Source organism: Pseudoalteromonas sp. CO325X (assembly GCF_004208955.1).
Taxonomy (GTDB): domain Bacteria; phylum Pseudomonadota; class Gammaproteobacteria; order Enterobacterales; family Alteromonadaceae; genus Pseudoalteromonas; species Pseudoalteromonas ruthenica.
In genome coordinates this window covers 496,967-520,480 of sequence record NZ_SGPG01000014.1, presented here as the reverse complement: position 1 = coordinate 520,480, position 23,514 = coordinate 496,967, and the positions used below count along the sequence as shown (strand labels likewise).

Annotated in this window: 21 protein-coding genes; 17 read left to right on the top strand and 4 right to left on the bottom strand. The window is 46.3% G+C overall.

Going from position 1 to position 23,514, the window contains the following annotated elements; genetic code table 11:
- Window positions 1-64: 64 nt before the first annotated feature.
- The gene (locus EXT46_RS07675) at window positions 65-2,095 is read left to right on the top strand and encodes an EAL domain-containing protein (RefSeq protein ID WP_240701101.1); all 2,031 of its coding nucleotides are present in this window, start codon (window positions 65-67) and stop codon (window positions 2,093-2,095) included.
- A gap of 117 nt (window positions 2,096-2,212) precedes the next feature.
- Here the strand turns inward: EXT46_RS07675 and EXT46_RS07670 are convergent, their stop codons facing one another.
- Window positions 2,213-3,505 carry an alkaline phosphatase gene (locus EXT46_RS07670; RefSeq protein ID WP_130146411.1) on the bottom strand — a complete coding sequence of 431 codons (1,293 nt, stop codon included), beginning with the start codon at window positions 3,503-3,505 and terminating at the stop codon, window positions 2,213-2,215.
- A gap of 81 nt (window positions 3,506-3,586) precedes the next feature.
- Here EXT46_RS07670 and EXT46_RS07665 point away from each other — a divergent pair, with 81 nt between their 5' ends.
- From EXT46_RS07665 to EXT46_RS07650, 4 genes are all read left to right on the top strand, one after another.
- Window positions 3,587-4,450, top strand: a complete 864-nt coding sequence (locus tag EXT46_RS07665; RefSeq protein WP_165381087.1) for an alpha/beta hydrolase — start codon at window positions 3,587-3,589, stop codon at window positions 4,448-4,450.
- Between the two features lie 248 nt (window positions 4,451-4,698).
- Complete coding sequence (fadD, locus tag EXT46_RS07660) at window positions 4,699-6,357, top strand: long-chain-fatty-acid--CoA ligase FadD (protein WP_130146407.1); 1,659 nt, start codon at window positions 4,699-4,701, stop codon at window positions 6,355-6,357.
- Window positions 6,358-6,407: 50 nt separating this feature from the next.
- Complete coding sequence (gene rnd, locus EXT46_RS07655) at window positions 6,408-7,550, top strand: ribonuclease D (protein WP_130146405.1); 1,143 nt, start codon at window positions 6,408-6,410, stop codon at window positions 7,548-7,550.
- A 17-nt stretch (window positions 7,551-7,567) separates the two neighbouring features.
- Window positions 7,568-7,888: a hypothetical protein gene (locus EXT46_RS07650; RefSeq protein ID WP_130146403.1), complete on the top strand. Its 321-nt coding sequence runs from the start codon at window positions 7,568-7,570 to the stop codon at window positions 7,886-7,888.
- A 33-nt stretch (window positions 7,889-7,921) separates the two neighbouring features.
- Here the strand turns inward: EXT46_RS07650 and minE are convergent, their stop codons facing one another.
- Genes minE through minC form a run of 3 tightly spaced genes read right to left on the bottom strand, consistent with a single transcriptional unit; the run spans window position 7,922 to window position 9,700 of the window.
- Entirely contained in the window at window positions 7,922-8,182 is a 261-nt protein-coding gene (minE, locus tag EXT46_RS07645) for a cell division topological specificity factor MinE (RefSeq protein WP_022946848.1), read from the bottom strand.
- Between the two features lies 1 nt (window position 8,183).
- A complete protein-coding gene (gene minD, locus EXT46_RS07640; RefSeq protein WP_022946849.1) occupies window positions 8,184-8,993 on the bottom strand; it encodes a septum site-determining protein MinD in 810 nt (269 codons plus the stop codon).
- Between the two features lie 5 nt (window positions 8,994-8,998).
- On the bottom strand, window positions 8,999-9,700 hold the full coding sequence (gene minC, locus EXT46_RS07635) for a septum site-determining protein MinC (RefSeq protein WP_130146401.1): 702 nt from the start codon (window positions 9,698-9,700) through the stop codon (window positions 8,999-9,001).
- Between the two features lie 179 nt (window positions 9,701-9,879).
- Here minC and EXT46_RS07630 point away from each other — a divergent pair, with 179 nt between their 5' ends.
- The 12 genes from EXT46_RS07630 to EXT46_RS07575 all read left to right on the top strand — a co-directional run bounded on the left by EXT46_RS07630 (window position 9,880) and on the right by EXT46_RS07575 (window position 23,487).
- A complete protein-coding gene (locus tag EXT46_RS07630; protein ID WP_022946851.1) occupies window positions 9,880-10,161 on the top strand; it encodes a YcgL domain-containing protein in 282 nt (93 codons plus the stop codon).
- 91 nt (window positions 10,162-10,252) lie between these two features.
- Window positions 10,253-11,242: a lytic murein transglycosylase gene (locus EXT46_RS07625; protein ID WP_239448703.1), complete on the top strand. Its 990-nt coding sequence runs from the start codon at window positions 10,253-10,255 to the stop codon at window positions 11,240-11,242.
- Window positions 11,243-11,306: 64 nt separating this feature from the next.
- Window positions 11,307-11,810: a YcgN family cysteine cluster protein gene (locus tag EXT46_RS07620; protein WP_130146399.1), complete on the top strand. Its 504-nt coding sequence runs from the start codon at window positions 11,307-11,309 to the stop codon at window positions 11,808-11,810.
- A gap of 276 nt (window positions 11,811-12,086) precedes the next feature.
- On the top strand, window positions 12,087-13,358 hold the full coding sequence (locus EXT46_RS07615) for a sugar MFS transporter (RefSeq protein WP_082342070.1): 1,272 nt from the start codon (window positions 12,087-12,089) through the stop codon (window positions 13,356-13,358).
- A 383-nt stretch (window positions 13,359-13,741) separates the two neighbouring features.
- A complete protein-coding gene (locus EXT46_RS07610; protein ID WP_130146397.1) occupies window positions 13,742-14,497 on the top strand; it encodes a DUF3450 domain-containing protein in 756 nt (251 codons plus the stop codon).
- A 12-nt stretch (window positions 14,498-14,509) separates the two neighbouring features.
- Window positions 14,510-15,877 carry a MotA/TolQ/ExbB proton channel family protein gene (locus EXT46_RS07605; protein WP_130146395.1) on the top strand — a complete coding sequence of 456 codons (1,368 nt, stop codon included), beginning with the start codon at window positions 14,510-14,512 and terminating at the stop codon, window positions 15,875-15,877.
- Window positions 15,878-15,880: 3 nt separating this feature from the next.
- Complete coding sequence (locus EXT46_RS07600; protein ID WP_022946857.1) at window positions 15,881-16,408, top strand: MotA/TolQ/ExbB proton channel family protein; 528 nt, start codon at window positions 15,881-15,883, stop codon at window positions 16,406-16,408.
- Between the two features lie 42 nt (window positions 16,409-16,450).
- Window positions 16,451-16,861 carry a biopolymer transporter ExbD gene (locus EXT46_RS07595; RefSeq protein WP_130146393.1) on the top strand — a complete coding sequence of 137 codons (411 nt, stop codon included), beginning with the start codon at window positions 16,451-16,453 and terminating at the stop codon, window positions 16,859-16,861.
- A 12-nt stretch (window positions 16,862-16,873) separates the two neighbouring features.
- Window positions 16,874-17,479, top strand: coding sequence for an energy transducer TonB (locus EXT46_RS07590; protein ID WP_022946859.1), 606 nt, complete (start codon window positions 16,874-16,876; stop codon window positions 17,477-17,479).
- Window positions 17,480-17,525: 46 nt separating this feature from the next.
- Entirely contained in the window at window positions 17,526-18,830 is a 1,305-nt protein-coding gene (locus EXT46_RS07585) for a tetratricopeptide repeat protein (protein WP_130146391.1), read from the top strand.
- A 254-nt stretch (window positions 18,831-19,084) separates the two neighbouring features.
- Window positions 19,085-20,689 (top strand): hypothetical protein, encoded by a 1,605-nt coding sequence (locus EXT46_RS07580; protein ID WP_130146389.1) that lies wholly within the window; start codon window positions 19,085-19,087, stop codon window positions 20,687-20,689.
- 74 nt (window positions 20,690-20,763) lie between these two features.
- The gene (locus EXT46_RS07575) at window positions 20,764-23,487 is read left to right on the top strand and encodes a TonB-dependent receptor plug domain-containing protein (RefSeq protein WP_130146387.1); all 2,724 of its coding nucleotides are present in this window, start codon (window positions 20,764-20,766) and stop codon (window positions 23,485-23,487) included.
- The last annotated feature ends 27 nt before the right edge of the window (window positions 23,488-23,514 follow it).

Here is a 23,514-nt window from a genome sequence, read left to right as displayed (position 1 = left end):
CATTACCTCTCATTAACGTTAACTTAACTGCTCTTAGAAAATAATAATAAAAGTTGATTAACTCGTGCTTCACCGCGTATTTGATGTACTTGCTCGCGGCGCTGCCAAGTTAGCGGCCAACACCGTTATTCTCTCGCTGCGAGAAGGGTACATAGCCCTGATCCCATTCTTTATTATGGCGGCGCTAGTTTCTTTGGTGACTCACTGGCTTGGCTACGAGCATTTACAGGGCCCTTATGCCTATTTGTATTCTTTTAATAACCTAATATGGACGTTATTTCCGATAACGACATTGCTGTCATTTAGTTACTATTTGGCGAAGAACCTCAAGTTAAATACCTTCGCCGCACCGATTTTAGTGCTTACTTGTTTTTGTGTCGCTACGGGCTATATCTACGCGCTTGATAGCGGTGGGGTGGGTATAAATAATCGCGCCGGTGTGCTGTACACCATTCTTATGCCGATATTTTGTTGTTACCTGTTGCGCTCCGCATTGAGCTTACGTTGGCTTAGAATTATGTCTGTGGGCAATGTCAGCTTGTTTTTGGTCAAGCATCTTAATTTGATGCTGCCCTATGTGCTGACCGTTTTTGTGACCTTTGTTTTATTTCCTTACGTTGACTCTGGATTGGCCGCTTGCTTGTCGTGGTTAAGCGCAAGTCACAGTGATTGGAGCCAATGGCAACAGTTAATATCGCAAATTATATTTAGCCACGTGTTTTGGCTGTTTGGTATTCATGGTGATAACACTTATCACATACTTGCCTCAGCAGAGCTCACAGGCTTCGAAGTGGTGCCTGGCCTGGATAACTACAGCTTCTTATCGACCTTTGTAGCTTTAGGTGGCAGTGGTGGCATTTGGGGCTTGCTAATCGCTTGTTTATTACAAGGAAAACAAAGCCATGAGAGCCAGATTGCTAGACTAAGCGCGCCATTTTCATTATTCAATATCAGTGAAATAATGATGTATGCGGTGCCTGTGGTGTTTAATCCATTTTTTATTATTCCTTTTTTACTCTGTCCATTGGTGAATGCGGCCATCGCCTATGCGCTGCTACAAAGTGGCGCTTTAACCCTAAGCAATATTGACTCGATACCCTGGTTCACTCCGGTGCTATTAAGCGGCTACTTATTAACTGGTAGCTTTATTGGCGTGGCACTGCAAGTGGGATTGGTGGCTATCAATACGCTTGTTTATTTACCCTTTGTACGCGCCAATAGTGCCCATAATATTAGCGGGCGTGAGCTCGATATTTTAGTGAAGCGAGTCAGCGCAGGAAGGCAACTTGAGCGCCACGTTGAAGCGCAATTCGCAAAGCGTAACACCGCGCAATTTGCAGACCAACGCCAGCTACATAAGGTGATCAGTGCCCTCAAAGAAGGCACTCTGTGTTTGTACTACCAGCCTAAAGTGGATAACACCACTCATAAAATCATTGGCTTCGAAGCGCTATTACGCTTAAAGCAAGCGGACGGTCAAATCAAAGCACCGTGGTTTATTGACGTGCTTGAGCGCTTTGAGATGATGGATGTGGTGGACAGCTTTGTAATTGATCAGTTAGAGCTTGATTTATTGCAGTTTCAGCGCCATCAGATGAACCCTAAAATTAGCTTTAATATTTCTCCCGATAATTTGATTAACCGTCGTTACCGCCGCGTACTCAAGGCGTTCTCCAAGTTTCCTGGGCAAGTTGAGGTTGAGATTCTTGAGTCGTCCTACAACAATAATTTTGAACGTACCAAAGAAATTGTCGATAAATTGCGCGCCGCTCAGATTTTATGTGCGGTAGATGATTTTGGTACCGGCTACTCATGTTTAAACATTTTAAGTAAGCTTAATGTCGATACCATCAAGTTTGACCGCAGCTTGCTTCCGGTTAACGCCGAAGACAAGGCCACCTATTTATATGAAAATATCTCACAGCTTTGTAACAAGTTAGGATTTAGTGTTGTCGCTGAGGGGGTGGAGTCGCCATTTCACGTTGACTACATAGCAACGCTCCCTGTGAATCTGATGCAAGGCTATTATTTTGACATGCCACTCACGCTTGAACAGGCGATGCGCAGATACAGTAGCTCTCAAGCTGTGATTTAAAGCAATAAAAAAGCCGCTCCAAGAGCGGCTTTTGGGTCTTCAGTTTTCAGTAGGGTTGTTAAACTATGTTAACAAGCAATAAAACATTAACGCATGATCACAATAAGATCAACAATGTTATTTATTGTTAATAAAGTTAATTAGCTTTTGTGCGATGTCAGTGTTGTTTTGTGACCCTATAAATTGTTCTGCGCCGTTGCCATAGGCAAACACAGGAACATCAATAGCTGTATGACCAGAGGTGGTCCATCCGGTAAAACTTGCTTCATTGATTAACTTTTTAACAGTCATGACCAGCGCATCTGTACCCACATTCTTCGCTTGGGTGAGTAAAACCTTACGTGCTTCGGTAAATTCCAACGCCGTAGTTTGTTGCCATACGGTGGCCATATCGTCGCTCGCCAGCAATCGCTCAGCAATGACACCCGCTGTGGCCGTTACACCTTTAACCACATCGGCGTGCCACAAGTATTGGCCATTAGCACCTATGGTCAAGCCACCGGTGGAGTGATCGGCTGTGATCACCAACAATGTATCTGGGTGGGCATCAACATAGGCTTTGGCTTTATCAATAGCATGGGCGAAATCGTCCATTTCTGCCATGGCACAAGCAATATCATTGGCATGGCCGCACCAATCTATTTGACTGCCTTCGATCATCACAAAGAACGGATTCTCATTGGCTGCGAGCAACGACAGTGCCTTATCGGTCATTTTCGTTAATCGTTTACTCTCTCCATCGAGGGCAAAGGGCAGACCTTTAGCGGCATACAGGCCCAAGGCTGGAATTTGCTGTAATTGTTCTAATTGACTGAGATTATCGCTGTATTGATAGCCTTGAGCGATAAACTCATTTACTAAACTTCTATCTTCGCGAATAAAGTACTGTGTACCCCCACCAAGCATTAAATCCACTGGCAGAGCGCCTTTGATTTTATTATCGAAGAAATCATTGGCAATGTCATCGTAGTTACGGCGAGACTCGTTATGTGCAGCAAAGCTTGCAGGGGTCGCATGGTTGATCTGCGATGTGGCGACAAGCGCGGTCGTCATTTTGCGTTCTTTGGCTATCTCAAGCATCGTTTTAAGATCATGCTTTTGAGTATCCACAGCGATGGCGCCATTGTAGCTCTTCGTTGCGGTGGACAGAGCCGTCGCGCCAGCCGCGCTGTCAGTGACGATGGTATCGTCATCAGGATAGGTGTGTGCCATGCCCACGAGGATGGAATCGAATACGGTGGGCTCTACCACCTTGGTGCTTTTATCATCAACGTAGTAGCGATAAGCGCTGGTGTAAGCAGGGCCCATACCATCGCCAATCATATAAATAATGTTCTTAGGTGTTGCTTGCTCTGCGTTGGCAAAAAAACTTGCGCAGATCATCGAAGCGAATGTTAGAGTGCGTTTCATAATTTAGTCCTGTTGTGGCTTGGCAACATTTTAAACCCACAAATCAATAAATAAACCGCAATGCGGCAAAAAGGAGTTCAAGTGCCTAGTTTTTCGGTCAAACTGCGCCATCTTCGGCTGCAAGGACAAAGCAACACAGAGTTGGCAATCACAAATAACACTGACACCGTGGTGATCGCCGTGCATGGATGGCAGGACAACAGCAACAGTTTTTTGCCTTTAATGTCTGCCCTAGGTAAGGATTTACCGGTTTATGCAATTGATTGGCCCGGACACGGTTTATCGCAGTGGCGAGGCCAAGACGCACATTATTATTTTATTGATTATGTTGATGACCTTCATCAACTTGTGATGCGTTGCAAGGCCAAATATGTGCACATCATCGGACACTCCCTCGGCGCTATGGTGGCTTCATTGTACTGTGCGTGTTTTCCAGAGCGTATCACCTCACTTTCGCTCATTGAAGGCGTTGGCCTGGTCACCGCAGAGGAGCCTGAGACTAAAAATGTATTGATTCAGGCGCTAAAACACCGAGCCCGCGCAAAAAAAGGGGCGATTTATGAAAGTGCTGAACAGCTCTATGAGCGCCGCGAGGCCGTCAGTGATTTCAATATTGATATTGCTCGGCAACTAATGGCGCGTAATATTGTTAAAAAAGAGCGAGGTGTGATGTTAACAACAGATCCGCGATTAAAGCATTATTCCGCTTTTCGCTACACTAAAGCGCAAGCGCATGCTTTGTTAACACCTATAAAAGTACCCACCTTATTGATAAAGGGGGCGCAAGGTTATTCCATGGTGCACCAAAATGAGCAGGAATTTAGTAAGTGCTACAACGACTTAGTTACACATACAGTCGATGGTGGCCATCATTGCCATATGCAAAGCCCGAAACAATGCGCGCGCCTTATTGGTGCGCACTTGCATCAAAATAGCGCAGAATAATTGTAACTTTGCGATAAATGTGGGAATATCAAAGCAATTTAGAGCAATTGCTCAATTGTGAAAGATAGCAACTTAGATTAAGGTTAGTACTGTTGTGGCGATGAATTCTCAAGCCTGCTAAAAGCGTGGCAATGTTTATCACTCTACAGCGAACTATATGGGCATTGGTTAAGTGTCGTGCTTACTATTTGCCAAACTTATGACTGCTAAGACAAATCATTATAAGAACAAATTAATAGGAGCTTAGTGTGGAAAAAATCTGGCTAAAGCGATATCCAAAAGGTTGCCCAGAGACCATCGATCCCGCTCATTACGACTCTTTACTGTCATTATTCGAGAAAAGTTTTGCGGATTACGCCCAATTACCAGCATTCAAAAATATGGGGGTTACGCTGAGCTATGCTGAGCTAGACCAAGCAACTAAGAAAGTAGCGTCCTACATAAATAATGATCTGGGCTTAAAGCCAGGTGCAAAAGTGGCAGTAATGATGCCCAACTTATTGCAAACACCGGTATCCATACTCGGTATTTTACGGGCGGGGTGCGTGGTTGTTAACGTTAACCCTCTTTACACTGCGCGTGAACTGGAGCATCAACTAAATGACTCCGAAGCGGACGCCATTTTTATTCTTGCCAACTTTGCTCACACTTTGGAAAAAGCACTGGGAAAAACCAATGTTAAACACATAGTGGTAACCCAAGTGGGTGACATGGTGGGCGGCCTTAAAAAGCATCTGGTTAACTTCGTTGTTAAGCATATCAAAAAGATGGTACCGAGCTTTGAGCTGCCAAACCCCATTGCTTTCTCGGACGTGTTAAAAAACGGTGACGCCAGCCGTTATACTCGCCCAGAGATTACCTTGGACGACCTCGCGTTTTTACAATACACGGGTGGTACAACTGGGGTGTCTAAAGGCGCTATGCTTACCCACGGTAACATGGTGGGCAACTTAGAACAGGTATCCGGTTGTCTCGATAATATTTTAGATAAAGGCAAAGAAATCGTGGTTACGGCGCTGCCGCTGTATCACATCTTTGCACTGACGGCGAACTGCTTAACCTTTATGAAGTATGGCGGGTTAAACCTACTCATTACCAACCCACGCGACATGAAAGGCTTTGTAAAAGAGTTGAACGACAATAAATTCACTGTCATGACTGGGGTAAACACCTTATTTAATGGTCTTCTTAATACCGATGGTTTCGCCGATGTAGACTTTTCCAATTTAAAAATGTCGCTCGGTGGCGGTATGGCGGTCCAGCGTCCAGTTGCTGAACGCTGGCAGAAAGTAACTGGTACGCGTTTGGTGGAAGGCTACGGTCTTACCGAGTGTGCGCCGTTGGTTACAGTTTGCCCATATGACTTGGAAGGCTACAACGGCTCTATCGGTTTGCCGGCACCGAGCACAGACATCAAATTGATGCTTGAAGATGGTCAAGAAGCACCCGCTGGCGAGCCCGGTGAACTCTGGGTTAAAGGCCCTCAGGTAATGAAAGGTTACTACAACCGCCCTGATGCTACCGCAGAGTGCCTGCGCGACGGCTGGTTTGCCACCGGTGATATTGCCACTTACGATGACCAAGGTTTTTTCTATATTGTTGATCGGAAAAAGGATATGATTCTGGTATCCGGTTTTAACGTGTTCCCGAACGAAATAGAAGAAGTGGTCGCATCAATGGATGGCGTGCTTGAAGTCGCCGCTGTTGGCGTCCCTCATGATGTCAGTGGTGAGCAAGTTAAATTGTTCGTGGTGAAAAAGGATGCAGCCATTAGTGAGCAAGACATCATTAAGCATTGCCGCGAAAACCTGACCAATTACAAAGTGCCTAAATTAGTTGAGTTTAGAGAGGAATTGCCGAAAACCAACGTCGGTAAAATACTCAGACGCGCACTTAAAGACGAATAAGAATAAACAAACAAACCGGCAATCGCCGGTTTGTTTTTTAAGGAGTACAAGTGGATTACCAGTTAATCACTGAACAGGCTGAACTAGATAGCTTTGTCAATGCTATTAGTCAGGCTGAGACCTTGGCAATAGACACTGAATTTATGCGTCGGCGCACGCTTTATCCCGAAATCGCACTCCTGCAAATTTTTGATGGTCAACATCTTGCTCTTATTGACCCGTTACAGCCTCTTGATTTCACCCAACTTTGGCAGTTACTTAAATGCGAACAAGTGTTAAAAGTGCTGCATTCCCCCTCTGAGGACATCGAAGTTTTCCAAAACTTTGCCGGCTTTGTGCCAGCGCCGCTTTTCGATACCCAGTTTGCATTGCAATTGTTAGGGCAGGGGAACTGCGTGGGGTTTGCGGCGATGGTGCATTCACGCCTCAATATAGAGATTGATAAAAGCGAGTCGCGAACCAATTGGCTACAGCGGCCGTTAAGAGAAAGCCAGTTAGCCTACGCCGCCGCTGATGTTGCGCATCTATTGCCTTGCTATAACGAATTAGTGACACAGATAAGGGCTCAGGGGTGGTTTGATTTGGTGATTGCAGAGTCGCAGTTGTTGTCGAAAAAGCGCGCCCATCAAATACCTGATGAGCAGCTATACCGAGAGGTGAAAGGGGCTTGGCAGTTAGCGCCACGGGATCTAGCGATACTCAAAGAGCTGGCCATGTGGCGCCGACAAAAGGCACAACGAAAGAATTTAGCGCTTAATTTCGTGTTGAAAGAAGCCAATATGGTAGAGATCGCCAAGCGTCGGCCTGGCTCACTCAATAGTATGCGTAATATCCCTGGCGTCGAGCCGATGGAAGTGAATCGTTCAGGTAAAGAAATCCTCGCTTGCATCGAGCGGGGCAAAGCGGTGCCTGAGCAGAGCCTTCCTAGTCGCGTAACGCGATTAATGGACTATCGTGGCTACAAACAAACGGCTAAAGATATTAAGCAAAAGATAACCACCGTTGCCAAGCAAACCGGTATACCTGCCGACGTATTTGCCAGTAAAAAACAAATTAATCAACTTATCAGTTGGCATTGGAAGTACGACGAGCAGGAACGCGAGCAGCTATTAGCGCCTGATTTATTGCAGTCTTGGCGTTTTGATTATGTACGCGAAGCACTTGCTGATTGGGTGCTTACTTCCAACGAGTGACGATAACTGAGTTCGTTATGCCTACGTGGTTGCTAGTGGTATTGCTTATTGGGCAAATATTTATCGGGTTCTTCGCTGCGATGACGATGATGTTCATGGCCTGCGCCGAGAATGCACCGACCCTCTCTAAGCGGTTGAACCGCCTTTTAGTCAGCTTATGGGTTACGTTTATAATCGCCTTGGCAGTGAGTGTGGGCATCATCATTGTTGGGCTTATCAACGCCGCGCAATACAGCTATGCGTTGCTCATCCCTTGGCCTTTGCTGTTGCTGATAGCGATTATCTGGAGCTGGGTCAGTCTGCGTGCAAAAAGAGACAAGGATAAAAAAAGAGGCTAACTTAGCCTCTTTCTTGTGATTTGCGCTGATACGTTATTTTTCGTCATCAGGTAGCGTGACATTGAGCTCCAACACCGCTAAGTCGTCTTCATTTTGCTCTAGCTGCACTTGCACTGCTTCGGCATCAATGGCCACGTATTTACGGATCACTTCAAGGATGTCTTGTTTTAGCTGCGGCAAGTAATCAGGCGTGCCGCGCTGTGAGCGCTCATGAGCGACGATAATTTGCAGCCGCTCTTTAGCCAGCGATGCGCTGGATTTTTTCTGCGAACGAAAATAATCTAGTAATGACACCTTATCCTCCAAAAATCCGTTTGAATAGACCACGCTTCTCAACGTCCAAGAAGCGGAATTCAATTTGCTCACCGAGTAGACGGTTGATGGCATCTAAATAGGCTTGACCGGCATCTGACTCAGCGTCCAATACCACAGGCTGACCTTGGTTTGAGGCATTAAGCACCGCTTGTGACTCTGGGATAACACCCAACAAATCAATAGCCAAAATCTCGTTAACGTCTTCAACCGAAAGCATTTCACCTTTTTGTACGCGCTCTGGATTATAACGGGTAAGCAGCAAATGCTCTTTTACCGGCTCTAGACCTTCCTCTGCACGACGTGATTTACTCTGTAAAATACCTAGGATACGGTCCGAATCGCGTACTGATGATACCTCAGGGTTGGTGGTCACAATGGCTTCATCTGCAAAATATAGGGCCATCATTGCACCGGCTTCAATGCCCGCTGGCGAATCACACACAATATAGTCAAAGCTCTCTTTCATTTCATTGAGGACTTTTTCGACACCTTCTTTGGTTAACGCGTCTTTGTCGCGAGTTTGCGAAGCGGGAAGCAAAAACAGCTTATCAACACGCTTGTCTTTAATAAGCGCTTGGTTGAGGTTTGCTTCACCATTGATCACATTAACAAAATCATAGACCACGCGGCGCTCACAGCCCATGATTAAATCAAGGTTGCGCAGGCCAATGTCAAAGTCAATGATCGCCGTTTTAAAGCCTTTAAGGGCAAGGCCTGTGCCGATTGCGGCGCTTGAAGTTGTTTTACCAACGCCACCTTTACCTGAAGTAACGACAATAATTTTTGCCATGTGTTTTATCCTTTAACCAAAGCTGATAAATGAAGTGAGTCATCGCGTTGGCGAACTTGGGCTGGCTGGCCCCATAAGTCCCCTTGTAACGAATCACTGATCCAATAGCTGCCATTGACTGAAACAAGTTCGGCTTCAAGTTTTTGGCAGAAGATTGTGGCGTTTGCGTCACCTTGCGCACCGGCAATAGCTCGGCCTCGCAAAGTGCCATAAATATGAACATGTCCGTCAGCAATGACCTCGGCGCCATGGCTGACAGAGCCCAAGACAATCAAATCACGTCCTTTAGCATACACCTGCTGACCTGAACGCACGGTGCCTTCTACAACCAAGGTTGGTTCATTTTCTACTTTGGCTGTAGCTTGTGGAGAAGGAGCTTTTTGCTGGCTTTGTTGTGCGTCTTTAGCGTAGTTAAGCACCGACAAGCCGGCTTCTTTCGCACTGCAATGTTGACTGTCACTGCCACTGCATACCCCAACTGGGTTAAAAGCAAGGCGTTTTAATGTGTCTCTTAGCTGGGTGAAATCAAGCGTTGCATCTTGGATTGCTTCAAGATTTATAACGATGGGCGCGCCTGCGAAAAACTTCGGAGCTTGCGCTATTTTAGCATCAAGCTGTTCAGATAAGGCTGCAAGATCCGGTGTTAATAACCGCAACACGGATAACGTGAAGAGATTCCCTTTTAATTCGAATAATTGTTCCGACATAAGCGCTCGTATTCGTGTGGCCGAATTATTTGTTGTCGCTTATCTGTGGCGTTGCCATTTTTAACTTGGCAGTCGCAAACAGTGATGAGCGTTGAGCTTTGGCCACTAAACTTACCACATAGATTAGCTCTCATGGTATAGTGTCAAGGTGTGTTTCGCAACAATTTAAAGGCCTTAAGATGCTGTGTGCCATATACAAGAGCAAGAAAAAAGCAGATACCTATTTATATGTACCCAAACGTGATCATTTTGACGATGTTCCTGAGCCGCTGATGGACAGTTTTGGGTCGCCAGAATTTGTGATGTTGATTAATTTAGCAACAAAAGAGCGTTTGGCGCTTGCTGATATTGACAAGGTTAAGGCTGAATTAAGCGACAACGGGTTCTATTTGCAACTACCACCGCCAACTGAGAATATGTTGGACGAATTAAGACAGCAAAATGGAGTAGAGCGTGATTAACACCATCAGCAAGTATATAGCCAGCGCTTTCAAGCCTGTTGCCTTATCCACCTTATGTGTGGCTGGAGCAGCAACAATTACTTTTCCGTCTCTGGCAAACTCGCAGGTAGCAAGTGTTGAACAACAACAGGTGCAGTTTGACGCCTATGTTAAAAAACTGCGCTCAGAAGCGCTGGAAAAAGGCTATGACGCAGCCTTAATTGATTCGGCGTTCGCCACTATAGAGTTTAAGCCTAAGGTGATCAGCGCCGATAAAAACCAGCCTGAGGTCAAAGAAACCTTAGAGACTTATCTACCAAAACGGGTGCCTCAGTGGAAAATAGACCGCGCCCGTAAACTCTATAAAGAGCATAAACAGACACTGGAAGAAGTGGCTGATAAATTTGGCGTGCAAGCCCGCTTTATCGTTGCGTTGTGGGGGTTAGAAAGTAACTTTGGTCGTATTCAAGGTGGCCACCCAGTGATCTCAAGTTTAGTGACACTGGCTTATGATGGCCGCCGCGAGGCGCTATATAAACGCCAACTTTGGGCGGCGTTAGATATTCTTAAAGACGGCCATATCGACCTTGAACATTTCAAGGGTTCTTGGGCCGGGGCTATGGGGCAAACACAGTTTATGCCAAGCTCCTTTAATGCCTATGCCGTAGATTACAACGGCGATGGCCGCAAGGATATCTGGACCACCGAGGAAGACGCGTTCGCCTCCATTGCTAATTACTTAAAAAGCGTGGGCTGGAATGACTCGCTGACCTGGGGACGGCAGGTAAAATTACCCGAGGATTTTGACAGCAACGCTATATTGCAGCGCGGTACCCGCAGCCATAAGCAATGGTTGCAGTACTGGCGTGAGTCCGAGCGCAGTTTAGCGCAGTGGCAAGCACTCGGTGTGCGGCGCATGGATGGCAGCGACTTACCGCAACGTGATATCACAGCGGCGATGGTGATGCCAGATAATGTCGATGGGCGTATGTATTTAGCCTACGATAATTATAAAGCACTAATGAACTGGAACCGTTCATATTATTTCGCCACCAGTGTCGGCTATTTATCCGACCGCATCGGTTACCCGCCGGTGGAGTAACTTCACACTGGCGTGGCAACACGCTAATTTGCTACACTACGCCCCGGTTCAAAGGGGCGTTTTTATGTTAGAAGATAAGTTTTGGCAGACCAAGTCGTTGGCACAGATGAGTGAGCAAGAGTGGGAAGCGATTTGTGATGGCTGTGGTAAATGCTGTTTAAATACCTTTATTGACAGCGACGAAGAACAACAAGAAGACTTCGCTGCCACCACCGAGCTGCGCCCCGGCGAGCAGCTTATCTATACCAACATTGTGTGTCAGTATTTGGATAACAAAACCTGCAATTGCACCGAGTATGCAAACCGCCAGCGCTTAGTTCCTTCATGTGTGAAGCTCACCAAAGACAACATCGACGATATCTTCTTTATGCCTAACAGTTGCAGTTATCGACGACTGCAAGAGGGTCGTGGCTTGGCCAGTTGGCACCCGCTACTCAATAAGGGCAAAAAGTCGAAGATGCACAGCGCCGGGATCAGCGTACGCAACAAAACAGTGAAAGACTGTGATGTTGATCTTGAGTACTTCGAAGACCATATCGCTCAATGGCCACAAAATGACTGCGATTAACGTTTTAGACTCAAAGCGGTGATGAAAGCTGAGCGCAAGCGCTCACCCTCAGTGGTGATAACGCCTGTTCGGGCTTAGTCTACTCAATGTCGAGTTGCTAATTTCATTGGCCGATATGTTTGCTTAGTCTTTACTTTCCTGTCGCAGATTCATCCGTTAGCGATACAAAAAGCCGAATGTTAGTTGCATATGGTTTGGAACGTTCCAGTAAATATTCTGTGATCTTGTTATGTGGATGTGTAGAATCCGAGACAACAAGTAGAAGGAGAACAACACGTGAGTGAGATGAATAATAATCAGGCTTACGTTGCATCGGCAGATAAACAAAGCAACTACACTTTGCCGCTTGTAGCGATGACCACCTTGTTTTTTCTTTGGGGCTTTATCACCGTTTTAAACGATTTACTGATCCCCAGATTGAAAGCAGTTTTTGACTTAACCTATACCGAAGCCATGCTGATCCAGTTCTGCTTCTTTGGCGCGTATTTCATTATGTCGTTGCCAGCGGGTTACTTAGTTAAGCGATTTGGCTATAAGAACGGTGTTGTCAGTGGCTTAATCGTTGCCTCTATCGGCTGCTTACTGTTTTACCCAGCCGTCGCCGTACACGAGTATTGGTTGTTTTTAGGCGCACTATTTGTGTTAGCTTCTGGGGTGACCATTCTACAAGTCTCTGCTAACCCCTATGTGGCCGCATTAGGCCCGGCGCAAACCGCCTCCAGTCGACTCAATTTGGCGCAGGCTCTTAATTCGTTAGGCACCACTGTGGGGCCTATTATCGGCAAAATTTTATTGTTTGGCGGCAGTGCTGCGCTGGTTACCGAGGCTGCAACGGCGGACACGGTAAAAATTCCTTATTTAATGCTCGCCGCTGCGCTATTAACGATTGCCGTTGTCTTTGCAGTGTTGAAGCTACCCGTGATCAAAGAGCACACTGAGGAATTCGACTGCAAAGCCAAAAATCACTCTTTATTCGAAGCACCTCACTTAGTTTTCGGTGTTGGCGCTATCTTTTGTTATGTTGGCGGCGAAGTGGCCATTGGTAGTTTTCTGGTTAATTACTTTGGCGAAGCGCATATTGCTGGTCTAGCTGAGCACGAGGCGGCCCATCTCATTTCTTATTACTGGGGCGGTGCCATGGTCGGGCGCTTTATTGGCTCGGCAGCATTACAAAGAATTGCGCCGCACAAAGCACTACTTTTTAATGCTGTGGCCACCATTGTATTACTGCTTGTCACTATTAATAGCCAAGGGATGGTGGCCATGTGGTCTGTACTGGCTATCGGCTTGTTTAATTCAATTATGTTCCCCACCATTTTCACACTTGCTATTGCGGCGCTTAGCTCACTCACCAGTCGCGGATCGGGGTGGTTATGCTTGGCCATTGTTGGTGGTGCGTTAATTCCTCTCGTCCAAGGTTATGTAGCCGACACTGTGAGTTTGCAGTTAAGCTTCTACGTGCCGCTTGTGTGTTACGTATATATCGCTTGGTATGCGATGAGTACACCCAAGTTACAAGGAAAGTGGCAAGAGAAAATCGAAAAATAGCAGTACGATATATTTAAGCTTTGAAACACCGCCCTGATGCTTGTCAGGGCGGTTTTGTTTTAAGGTCGGTGAATACGTATTCATTACCCCTATTTACTCGTACTAGCTGGAACGTTCCATTTTATCTTTCACCTATTTTTTGGCTCCCAACAAGCTTGCTACCAAACGTTCTCCTTTGTAATAAGGGGTATACACAGACGAGTTCGCGCACGAGCGCCTGTGCGGCCAGTTAACGTCACCTATATGGCACAATTGTTACAGCTGTAATTAAACTGTATTAATAGCGCAACACCACTGTCACTTTCCTTCTCTACACTCTCGCACATCTTACATTCGTGTCGGATTTCCGGCTAAGCATTCGAGCTAAACATAAGGTGTATGCGATGAAAGGCGTTAAACCCCTGATATTAGCCACAGTTGTGGCGGCCACCAGCCCCGTGCTGATGGCTAATGAACTGGACACTGTTAAAAACAAAAGCAGTAAAATTAATGAGTTAGCGAAAAAATCTCAAAATAAAATCGATAACATCGCTGATTCAATGCAAAACCGCTTGCAAAAGTTTAAGGCACTCAACAAAGAAATAGACGGCCTCAGCGTCTACAACGCGCAGTTGCAAAAGCAAATTGCCAATCAAGTTGAAGAAATGGACAACCTTAACGCGTCGATGGACCAAGTATCGGTGATCGAGCGACAAATCACGCCACTGATGTTGCGAATGATCAATGGCCTTGAACAGTTTGTTGCCCTAGATGTGCCTTTTTTACAGCAAGAGCGCAGCGAGCGTATTGCTAAGTTACATGCGTTGATGGACCGCGCTGACGTGGCATCAAGTGAAAAGTTCCGCCGTGTGCTTGAAGCCTATCAGGTTGAGGTCGACTATGGTCGCACCATCGAGGCCTATACCGCTTTACAGGATGTAGATGGCAAAGAACGCGAGGTTGATTTCCTGCGCATTGGTCGCTTAGAGCTTATTTATTTGACCCGTGATGGCCAGCAAGCCGGCGCCTGGGATAAAGAACAAAAAGCATTTGTAAAACTGGATGATTCGGCCATTAGCCAAATTAACAAAGGTCTGCGTATTGCGCGTAAACAGCTAGCCCCAGACATGTTAACCCTGCCTATCCAAGCTGCGGAATAAGAGGTACCGACAATGAAATTAATGAAACAGTTTACCCGAAGCGCAGCCTTAGTTGCCACTTTGGCGTTATCGCACTCTGCTTTAGCCGCAGATGCTATGGATTTAGATGCGCTATTAAAAACACTCGAGCAGGGTAAAGTTGCCCAGTCTGCGGAAAATAAAGAGCGTGAGCAGGCATTTATGGCCCGCGAAAACGAACAATTACAGATGCTGCGTCAGGCTGAGCAAACTCGCAACGCCAAGCTTCAAGAGTCTGAACAATTAGAAACGCGTTTCGAAGAAAACGAAGTAAAACTCGCGCAGCTATCCGATACCTTGCAAAACCGCATGGGCACACTTAAAGAATTGTTTGGTGTGCTGCAGCAAGAAGCAGGCGAGAGTGCCAATAAGTTTGCTACTTCTGTTATCTCAGCACAGCTTCCAGGGCGTGATGAGTTTATGGAAGAGATGGCCCAAAAAATGGGGTCAAGTTCGAAACTTGCCTCTATCGAAGACATCGAGAAGGTGTGGTTTGAGTTGCAGCGAGAGATGACCGAGCAGGGCAAAGTCACACGCTTTAATACCGAAGTGATCGTTGCCGGCGGCGCCAAAGAAAACAAAGAAGTGCTACGTGTCGGCGCATTTAACCTTATTGCCGATGGCAAGTACCTTGAGTACAACAATGTCACTGACACCTTATCTGAATTGACTCGCCAGCCCGTAGACCGTTATACCGCCAGCGCACAAGACTTACAACAAGCCACTGACGGCTTTGTACAGTTCGCGCTGGACCCAACGGGCGGCTCTATTTTGGGCCTACTAGTACAGGCTCCCGGCACTGAAGAGCGGGTGCATCAAGGCGGCACTGTGGGCTATGTGATTCTCGCGGTTGGCGCATTGGCACTATTAATCGCCATTGAGCGATTCATTTCTTTGCTTATCATTGGCAGCAAAATCCGTCGCCAGCTTAAAGACGATGTAGCTCGTGATGATAACCCGCTTGGGCGTGTGATGAAGGTGAAAGACCAATACCCTCACGTGGCGCACGATACTCTTGAGCTGAAACTGTCCGAAGCAATTTTACGCGAGATGCCAAAAATCACGCGTAACCTCACGCTTATTAAAATCATCTCCGTGGTGGCGCCGCTGCTGGGCTTACTCGGTACGGTAACCGGTATGATTAATACCTTCCAAGCCATTACTTTGTTCGGCACCGGCGACCCTAAGTTAATGGCTGGGGGCATATCTCAAGCCTTGGTGACAACGGTACTCGGTTTGGTCGTCGCCATACCGACGGTATTCCTTTATACCCTGCTTAATACACGCTCAAAGAACTTGTTGCTCATTTTGCAAGAGCAAAGTGCCGGCCTTATTGCTGAGCGCAGCGAAAAGGGAGCGTAAATCATGGTGCTATTGATTGATTGGATCAATGCAATTCGTGATTTTCTCGATACGGGTGGCCAGGTGCTCCTGGTCATCGGCATCCTCATCTTTGCCATGTGGTTGCTGATTTTGGAGCGCTTTATGTACTTCTTCCATGGCTATGGCAAGTACAAAAAATCGGTGCGCACGCAGTGGCAAAACCGCAGTGAGCGTAACAGCTGGAATGCCGAGCAAATTCGCCAAGCGATGATCTCACGGGCAGGAATGAAGCTTAACGCTAATCTTGCTCTGATCAATGTCATGGTTGCACTGTGTCCGCTGCTCGGTCTACTAGGTACAGTAACTGGCATGATTGAGGTATTTGACGTTATGGCTATTACTGGCACCGGCAGTGCCCGTTCCATGGCCTCTGGGGTGTCGAAAGCGACTATCCCCACCATGGCCGGGATGGTCGGCGCGTTGTCTGGGGTGTTTGCCTCAACATTTTTACAGCGCCGCGCCAAACGAGAAGTCGAATTGTTAGAAGATAAAATGGTCTTGGACCACTAGTTGCGATGATGCCTGTGCTTGGGCACAGGCAAGGAGAAAAAAATGAGAGCCCCTTTAGGTAAAATATTTCAAGAAGAAGAAGCAGAAGAAATTAACATGACGCCGATGCTGGATGTGGTCTTCATCATGCTTATTTTCTTTATCGTTACCGCGTCTTTTGTCAAAGAGTCGGGTATTGATGTAAACCGCCCAGAAGCGGCAACGGCGGTGAAAAAGGAGCGCGCCAATATTCTTGTCGCTATCTCCGATAAGGGCGAGGTGTGGATCAATAAACGGGAAGTAGACGTGCGCGCGGTGCAAGCGAATATCGAGCGTTTAAAAGCCGAAAACCCGCAAGGCAGCGTGGTGATTCAAGCAGATAAAAAAGCCACCACAGACACCTTGATCAGGGTGATGGATGCCGCCAGAGCTGCGGGCGTATTTGACGTGTCGATTGCGGCTCAAGAGGCCTAAGGAGCTGCCATCATGCGTTATTTTATCGCCCTGATAGTCGCTGCGGTGGTGACCTTTATGCTGTTTTTAGGCATGCAGGCATTAATTTCCGGTGGCGAGGGGGCCATGACTGAGCCAGCTAAAGGCAACGTACTTGATTTTGTGCGCCTTAAGCAAGAAGAAACCGTCGAGAAAAAAGAGCGTAAACCGCAGAAACCACCGAAGCCAAAAGAGCCGCCACCACCGATGGACTCGCCGCAAACACAAAGCAGCGATCCTAACGCCAGCAGCGGTAATTTCGACTTTGCTGCCGATGTCAGTGCTGATGTCGACATTGGTAAAGGCTTGGCGCTAGAAAGCAGCGACGGTGAGTATTTGCCCATTGTTAAAGTCTCGCCTGTGTATCCACGCCGAGCTTTATCACGCGGTATTGAAGGTTATGTCATTGTCGAATTTACAGTGACTAAACAAGGCACCGTACGCGACCCGAAGGTACTTAAAGCCGAGCCTGAAAGTATTTTCGATAGAGCTGCAATGGATGCGGCTAAAAAATTCAAATACAAGCCGCGTATCGTTAATGGCGAGGCGGTGGAAGTGGCAGGGGTGCAAAACCGCATCACCTTCCAAATAAATGGTTAATGAATGTGCCCTTTAGTGGGCACCTGTTGCGATTAAGAGGTTTACCATGACAAAACTGAACTCATTGCTGCTATTTGCAGGGTTAACATCGGCGACGTTAGTGTTGCCGAGTATGGCCAGTATGATCCCATCGGTGGCGCTCGCCAGCGCCCATGCAGAGCAAAAAACCAAACGCGTGCCGGCGCTGCGCGATAAGGTTTATAGCCAATTAGCGCGGGCACAGAAGCTCGCTGATGACGGGGATGTAAAAGGCGGGCTAGCGGCACTTGACTCTGTTAAAGAGCGTGCTTCAAGCATGAACAGCTACGAAAAGGCCATGATGTACAATTTTTATGGCTTTATTTACTACAATGAAAACCGCTTGGATGAAGCCATTGATGCTTTTGAAAATGTTGTTGCTCAGACGGATATTCCTGAGAGTTTAACGCTCAGCACGCTGTTCTCATTGGCGCAGCTGTCGATGGCCAACGATGATTATCAAGGGGTGATTGATTACCTGACCCGTTGGGATAAGGTCAATACCAAAGCGCAGCCTGACAGCTATTACGTGCTGAAATCTCAAGCCTATTACCAAATGAGCCAATATCAGGATGCATTGGCAGCGATAAACACAGCTATTGCACTTGCTGAAAAAGACGGGAAAACACCGAAGGAAAATTGGCTGGTATTGCAACGCGCTTTGTATTACTCATTACAACAACCAGAGCAGGTTGTGGCGGTGATTGAGAAAATGATTGCGCTGTACAACAAGCCGGAGTACTGGCTGCAATTAAGCGGTATGTATGGCGAGGTTGGACGAGAGAAAGAGCAACTGGCTACTATTGAGGCTGCTTATCAGCAAGGCTTTGTAACCAGCAAATCGGATTTACGTAACTTAGCCCAAGTATATATGTTCAATGGCTTACCTTATAAGGCTGCGAAAGTTATGAAAACCGCGCAAGCCAAAGGTGTCGTCGCAGATAATGTTAAAAACAATGCCTTTATAGCAGAAGCTTTTGTACAAGCCAAAGAAGAGCGCAAGTCCCTTGCTTACTTTGAAAAAGCGGCTAAGCAAAGCCAAGAAGGTATTTATGACCAACGCCTCGCTGAGGTGCACTTGAATCTCGAGCAATATGCAGAGGCGGCGGATGCGGCCAGGGCAGCTCTGGAAAAAGGGGGGTTACAGCATGAGTCTAATGCGTATGTGGCGTTAGGGATGGCGCAGTTTAACTTACAGAACTTTGACGCCTCTATTTTGGCCTTCGAACAGGCGGAGAAACACAAGCGCTCTGAGCGTTTGGCGCAACAATGGATAAAATATGTAAAAAATGAAAAGCTGCATGCTGAGACATTAAAGCAGGCGCTTTTATAAAAGTGTTTTATGATTAGGTATAATAGAGTTAGTTAATATAAATATCAAATAACTGTGCCTGGTCTTTAACAACCATAATCGCAACACCAAAGCCGCCCTCGGGTGGCTTTTATCTTTTTAAGTAATAATATTAATAACTTAATCATGTCATCATATGTTTAAATAAGTGTCACTTCATTGTCATAAAGCCACCGTATCGTATGTCGTAACTTTTAAATGCGTTAACAATAATTGACATTCAACGGAGTATAACAATGAAACTATCTGACTTATTCAAGGTCAGCCTAGTGGCTTCAGCAGTCACACTGGCAGCATGTGGCGGCGATGTAAATATTACACCAACAACTGTTGATAACAGTGTCGACAACTCAGTGACCAACCCTGATGGTGGTGACAATGGTTCTAGCGTTACTTGTGCAAGCTATACACTTGATGGTGCCACGTTCACAGGTGAAGCCGAAGGAAAGAACTGCGTATATAGTCAAGCTTTTGCAAGTAACGCAAAAGAAATCACTAGCTCTTTTGTTATCCCAGCGTTGGATGATGAGGGTGCCCATATTTTTGAAGGCGCTTTATTCATTGGCGATGACGTTGATACTTCAACGGGCGCTGTTATTGATGGCGATGGCCCAACCCTTTCTATTGAAGCTGGCTCGACGATCGCATTTACCAAGCCAGAAAGCTTTATCCGCATAGCGCGCGGCGCAAACATCGAAGCAATTGGCGAAGTAGACAAGCCGATTGTATTTACAAGTATTGCTGAGGTAGATGGTGATGATACCACCACTGCACAAATTGGCGACTGGGGTGGCGTTCAGATTAATGGTCGCGGGCATTCTATCCGCTGCTCTGCTGATGCGGCAGCTCAAGATATGTGTAATCACGCAGCTGAGGGCATCGTTTCATACTATGGCGGTAATGACCCGCAGGATAACAGCGGTGTACTTAAACACATCGTTATTAAGTATGCGGGCTTTGGTGTTGAGGGTGATGAGCTCAATGGCCTTACTCTTAACGCGGTAGGCTCGGGAACAACTATTGATTACGTTCATGTGCACAACGGTTTCGACGATGGTATCGAACTATTCGGCGGCAGCGTTGATTTGAAACACATTGTTGTTACAGAAACTGGCGATGATGGTATTGACTGGGATGAAGGCTGGAAAGGACGAGGTCAATACATTCTCGTGCGCTCTAACAGCTACGGTAACCACGGGTTTGAAACAGATGGTGCCAAGGTTGACCCTCTATCAACGGATGGCCAGGACTTAGTGACGACGGTTTCTAATCCGACAATCGCTAACGCAACCGTAGTCACCACAGGTGATCAAGGTGAAGAAGGTCGTCGCACAGGTGCCGGTATGGAAATGAAAGAGTGGGGTAAGGCACAACTTGCGAACATGTTATTTGTGAACTCCTCAAACGTTGATGGTGCTGGATGCTTCGACTTGTACAACGAAAAAGACCAATCTGGTGCAGCAGGTGTACACGCTAATGCCAATAATGGCGACATTGCCTTCATGAGCTCTGTATTTGCATGTGGTAAAAACTTCGAACAAGTGAATACACCACTTACCGGCGACCTTGCGAGCTTCGATGTAGAGAACTGGTTCAGCTCAGGTGAGAATAATCAACTTATCGGGTTTGCAGATTTCAATAATGTCGTCGCCACAGACGGTGTTTCAACTAAGACCTCCATTACAGATGCAGATGGTAATGTGGTGGCAGTAACACCAAAAGATATGAGTGAAGTAGATTCATTCTTTACTAATGCTGGCTACATCGGTGCATTACAAGAGGGTGAAACGGGCGAGTGGGCTCAGTTTGTAGCTGCTTCTTTAGCTCGCGCTGGTAATTAATCTAGACCAGTTCTGATGTAAAAGGCGCTTCGGCGCCTTTGTTGAAAGAATTTACGGTTTAGAGGATGAAAAAAATGAAACAACAAAAGCAGTTTAAAGCGAATTTGATTACTTTATCCATGCTCTCTCTCTTCTCTTCTTTTTCCTCTTACGCAGCTGATGCTGAAGACGCGATAAATGAAGGTGCAATTGAAGAGGTTGTAGCGACAGGAACACGCTTGAAAGGCAGTGCTAGTGCAGTAATCGAAGAGCGCAAGAACCAGGCATTTGTCGCCGATATTATGGGTTCTGAGCAGATCTCACGAACCGGTGACAGCGACGCGGCGTCAGCACTTAGGCGGGTTACAGGTTTATCATTAGTCAACGATAAATTCATATACGTTCGCGGCTTGGGTGAGCGCTACTCGAGTGTGCGATTAAATGGTGCAACCGTACCTAGCCCCGATTTAACGAGAAATGTAATTCCTCTTGATATTTTTCCTTCCAGTATTATTGAATCTTTGGCGGTACAAAAAGCCTACTCTCCCAATATGCCAGCAGCATTTGGTGGGGGAGACGTTAATATCCGCACAAAAAGCATTCCCACTGATACGGTCTTTAAAATTGAAATCGGTGCAGCGTATAAAGACACCAACGATGACGGTTACACCTACAGTGGTGGCAGTGACGATTGGTTAGGCAGTGATGATGGCACCCGCGCTATGCCGGCGCTTGTGCGTAATGGTCTCAATACCTACATAAATGGGTTATCGGATATCTCAATCCGAAACATCCGTGATGTTGAGTCTAAAAAGTTGGGCTCTGACATTGGTCAACAGGCCGCTATCGCGTTCAATAAAGAGCTAACAAAAGCACTTCCTCGAGATTTTGGGTTGGAGCAGGAAAATTTAGACCCTGATGCCAGTGTTAAAGCTGTTTATGGGGATCGCTTCGATGATTTATTTGGCTTTGGTGGGTCTTTTGGCTTTCTAGCATCACTCGCATATGAAAACGAGTGGTCGAATTCCGATGAGTTTAGTGCCGTGCTCTCTTCTGTCGAAGCGTCTGATTTTGAGTGCTCACAAGATGATTTCACGTGTTACTCAGCCACTGATAAAGAAGTTTCAACCAAGCACAATATTAAACTTAACAGCTCTGTTAATGTTGGTTATAAGCTCGATGGTCATGATGTGACTGCGACCTACATGATGTTACGCGATAGCGAAGACGAAGCGTCTGTCTCTCTCTATCAAGAGCCTTCAAAGTCCTTGAGTATTGCTGATGGGCAGCTTCAACGTAGCCACCTGACGTCTTTTGAAGAACGTGAATTAAATATCTTACAACTTCGCGGTATGCATAACCTCGACTGGGGTTTTCTCTCTGGAGTCGGCGTAGATTGGCAGTACACCGATTCGAAAGCAACCACAGACATACCTGGCGAGCTTGAAGTGACTGTTCGTGATGAATATGAAAATGGTGAATACCAACGAACTTTCTATAATGGCAGTTTAGGTGGCAACCCTTATCTATATCGTTTCGTAGAACTCGAAGATGATGTAGAGAATTGGGGGGTGAACATCAACAAGATGTTCTACTTTGATGGAGGTAACTTGGAGGTTGCTGGGGGTGGCTACTTTATCGAAAAGACACGTGATTACCGCACTGACTTTTTCAACTATCGATTTGGTCAGACCCAGGCCTTAGAACTCGCGCAAAGCGAAGAACAAGCTCTTAATATTGGTAGCTTTTTTGCTGATGATTCGGTGGTCGATAACACCGATGTGGAGTTGTTATTCCAAGAGCCTACAGCGGATGACTACCTAGCAGCGCAAATGATCGACGCCTATTACGGCTCATTCGACCTCACCTTCGCAGAACATTGGCGTTTGAGTGGGGGTGTAAGATACGAGGATTTCCGTCAGGTCGCGCTTGCATTTTCACGCTCTGCCTTTGACCCGGCGCTGCTTGCAGATAAACTCAGTGCTGAGGCAATAGAACAAGCAACGGTCATGGAGGACGAGTATTTTACGTCACTGTCGATGACATACAGCCAGGAAGCTTATCAAGTTCGATTTGGCTACGGTAGCACTGTGGTTCGACCTGATTTACGAGAGCTTAGCCCGGTGCAATTCCAAGACCCATTGACTGATTACCGAACATTAGGTAATCCATATTTAGAGTCGAGCCATTTGGATAACTATGATGCGCGTATCGAGTTCTATATGGACAATGGCGACAACTATTCAATAGGCGCATTTTACAAAGATATCGATAAGCCCATTGAAGCTTTACTTACCGAAAGTGATGGTCGTTTTACGTTGCAATTCGACAATGCCGACAATGCTTACGTCTATGGTATAGAAGCTGAGTGGCTCACAGAGCTGCACAGTGACATCCTTGGTGGGGCCTTTTTCACCTCAGGAAACTTAACTCTGAGCGATTCAGAGGTTGAGATCTTGGAATCTCAACGTGGTGATTTAACAAACCTCACTCGTCGCATGACTGGTCACTCAAAATACGTGGCGAATTTGCAGTTAAACTACGACTCACATAATGGCATGCATCAAGCCTCTCTCATTTACAACGTATTTGGTGATAGGATTCTAGCCGCTGGTGTAAATAACTTCGATGATGCTTACGAACAACCTTTACACTCTTTGGATTTGGTCTATAGCTATTACCCAACATTCAATACTACTTTAACATTTAAAGTGAAAAATATGTTGGGCCAAGACTTTGAAGTTGAACAAAATGATGTCCTCATTCGTTCAGCGACTAAACCAACAGAGTTTAGCCTTAGCTTTGCTTATGAGTTCTAGTTTCAGGTAACAACAAAGAAAGCCCAG

Bases quoted from the DNA above. Each gene is read 5' to 3' on its own strand.
- EXT46_RS07670 (WP_130146411.1), bottom strand. From the start codon at position 3,505: ATGAAACGCACTCTAACATTCGCTTCGATGATCTGCGCAAGTTTTTTT.
- EXT46_RS07650 (WP_130146403.1), top strand. From the start codon at position 7,568: ATGCCTACGTGGTTGCTAGTGGTATTGCTTATTGGGCAAATATTTATC.
- minD (WP_022946849.1), bottom strand. From the start codon at position 8,993: ATGGCAAAAATTATTGTCGTTACTTCAGGTAAAGGTGGCGTTGGTAAA.
- minC (WP_130146401.1), bottom strand. From the start codon at position 9,700: ATGTCGGAACAATTATTCGAATTAAAAGGGAATCTCTTCACGTTATCC.
- EXT46_RS07630 (WP_022946851.1), top strand. From the start codon at position 9,880: ATGCTGTGTGCCATATACAAGAGCAAGAAAAAAGCAGATACCTATTTA.
- EXT46_RS07620 (WP_130146399.1), top strand. From the start codon at position 11,307: ATGTTAGAAGATAAGTTTTGGCAGACCAAGTCGTTGGCACAGATGAGT.
- EXT46_RS07610 (WP_130146397.1), top strand. From the start codon at position 13,742: ATGAAAGGCGTTAAACCCCTGATATTAGCCACAGTTGTGGCGGCCACC.
- EXT46_RS07605 (WP_130146395.1), top strand. From the start codon at position 14,510: ATGAAATTAATGAAACAGTTTACCCGAAGCGCAGCCTTAGTTGCCACT.
- EXT46_RS07600 (WP_022946857.1), top strand. From the start codon at position 15,881: ATGGTGCTATTGATTGATTGGATCAATGCAATTCGTGATTTTCTCGAT.
- EXT46_RS07595 (WP_130146393.1), top strand. From the start codon at position 16,451: ATGAGAGCCCCTTTAGGTAAAATATTTCAAGAAGAAGAAGCAGAAGAA.
- EXT46_RS07590 (WP_022946859.1), top strand. From the start codon at position 16,874: ATGCGTTATTTTATCGCCCTGATAGTCGCTGCGGTGGTGACCTTTATG.
- EXT46_RS07585 (WP_130146391.1), top strand. From the start codon at position 17,526: ATGACAAAACTGAACTCATTGCTGCTATTTGCAGGGTTAACATCGGCG.
- EXT46_RS07580 (WP_130146389.1), top strand. From the start codon at position 19,085: ATGAAACTATCTGACTTATTCAAGGTCAGCCTAGTGGCTTCAGCAGTC.
- EXT46_RS07575 (WP_130146387.1), top strand. From the start codon at position 20,764: ATGAAACAACAAAAGCAGTTTAAAGCGAATTTGATTACTTTATCCATG.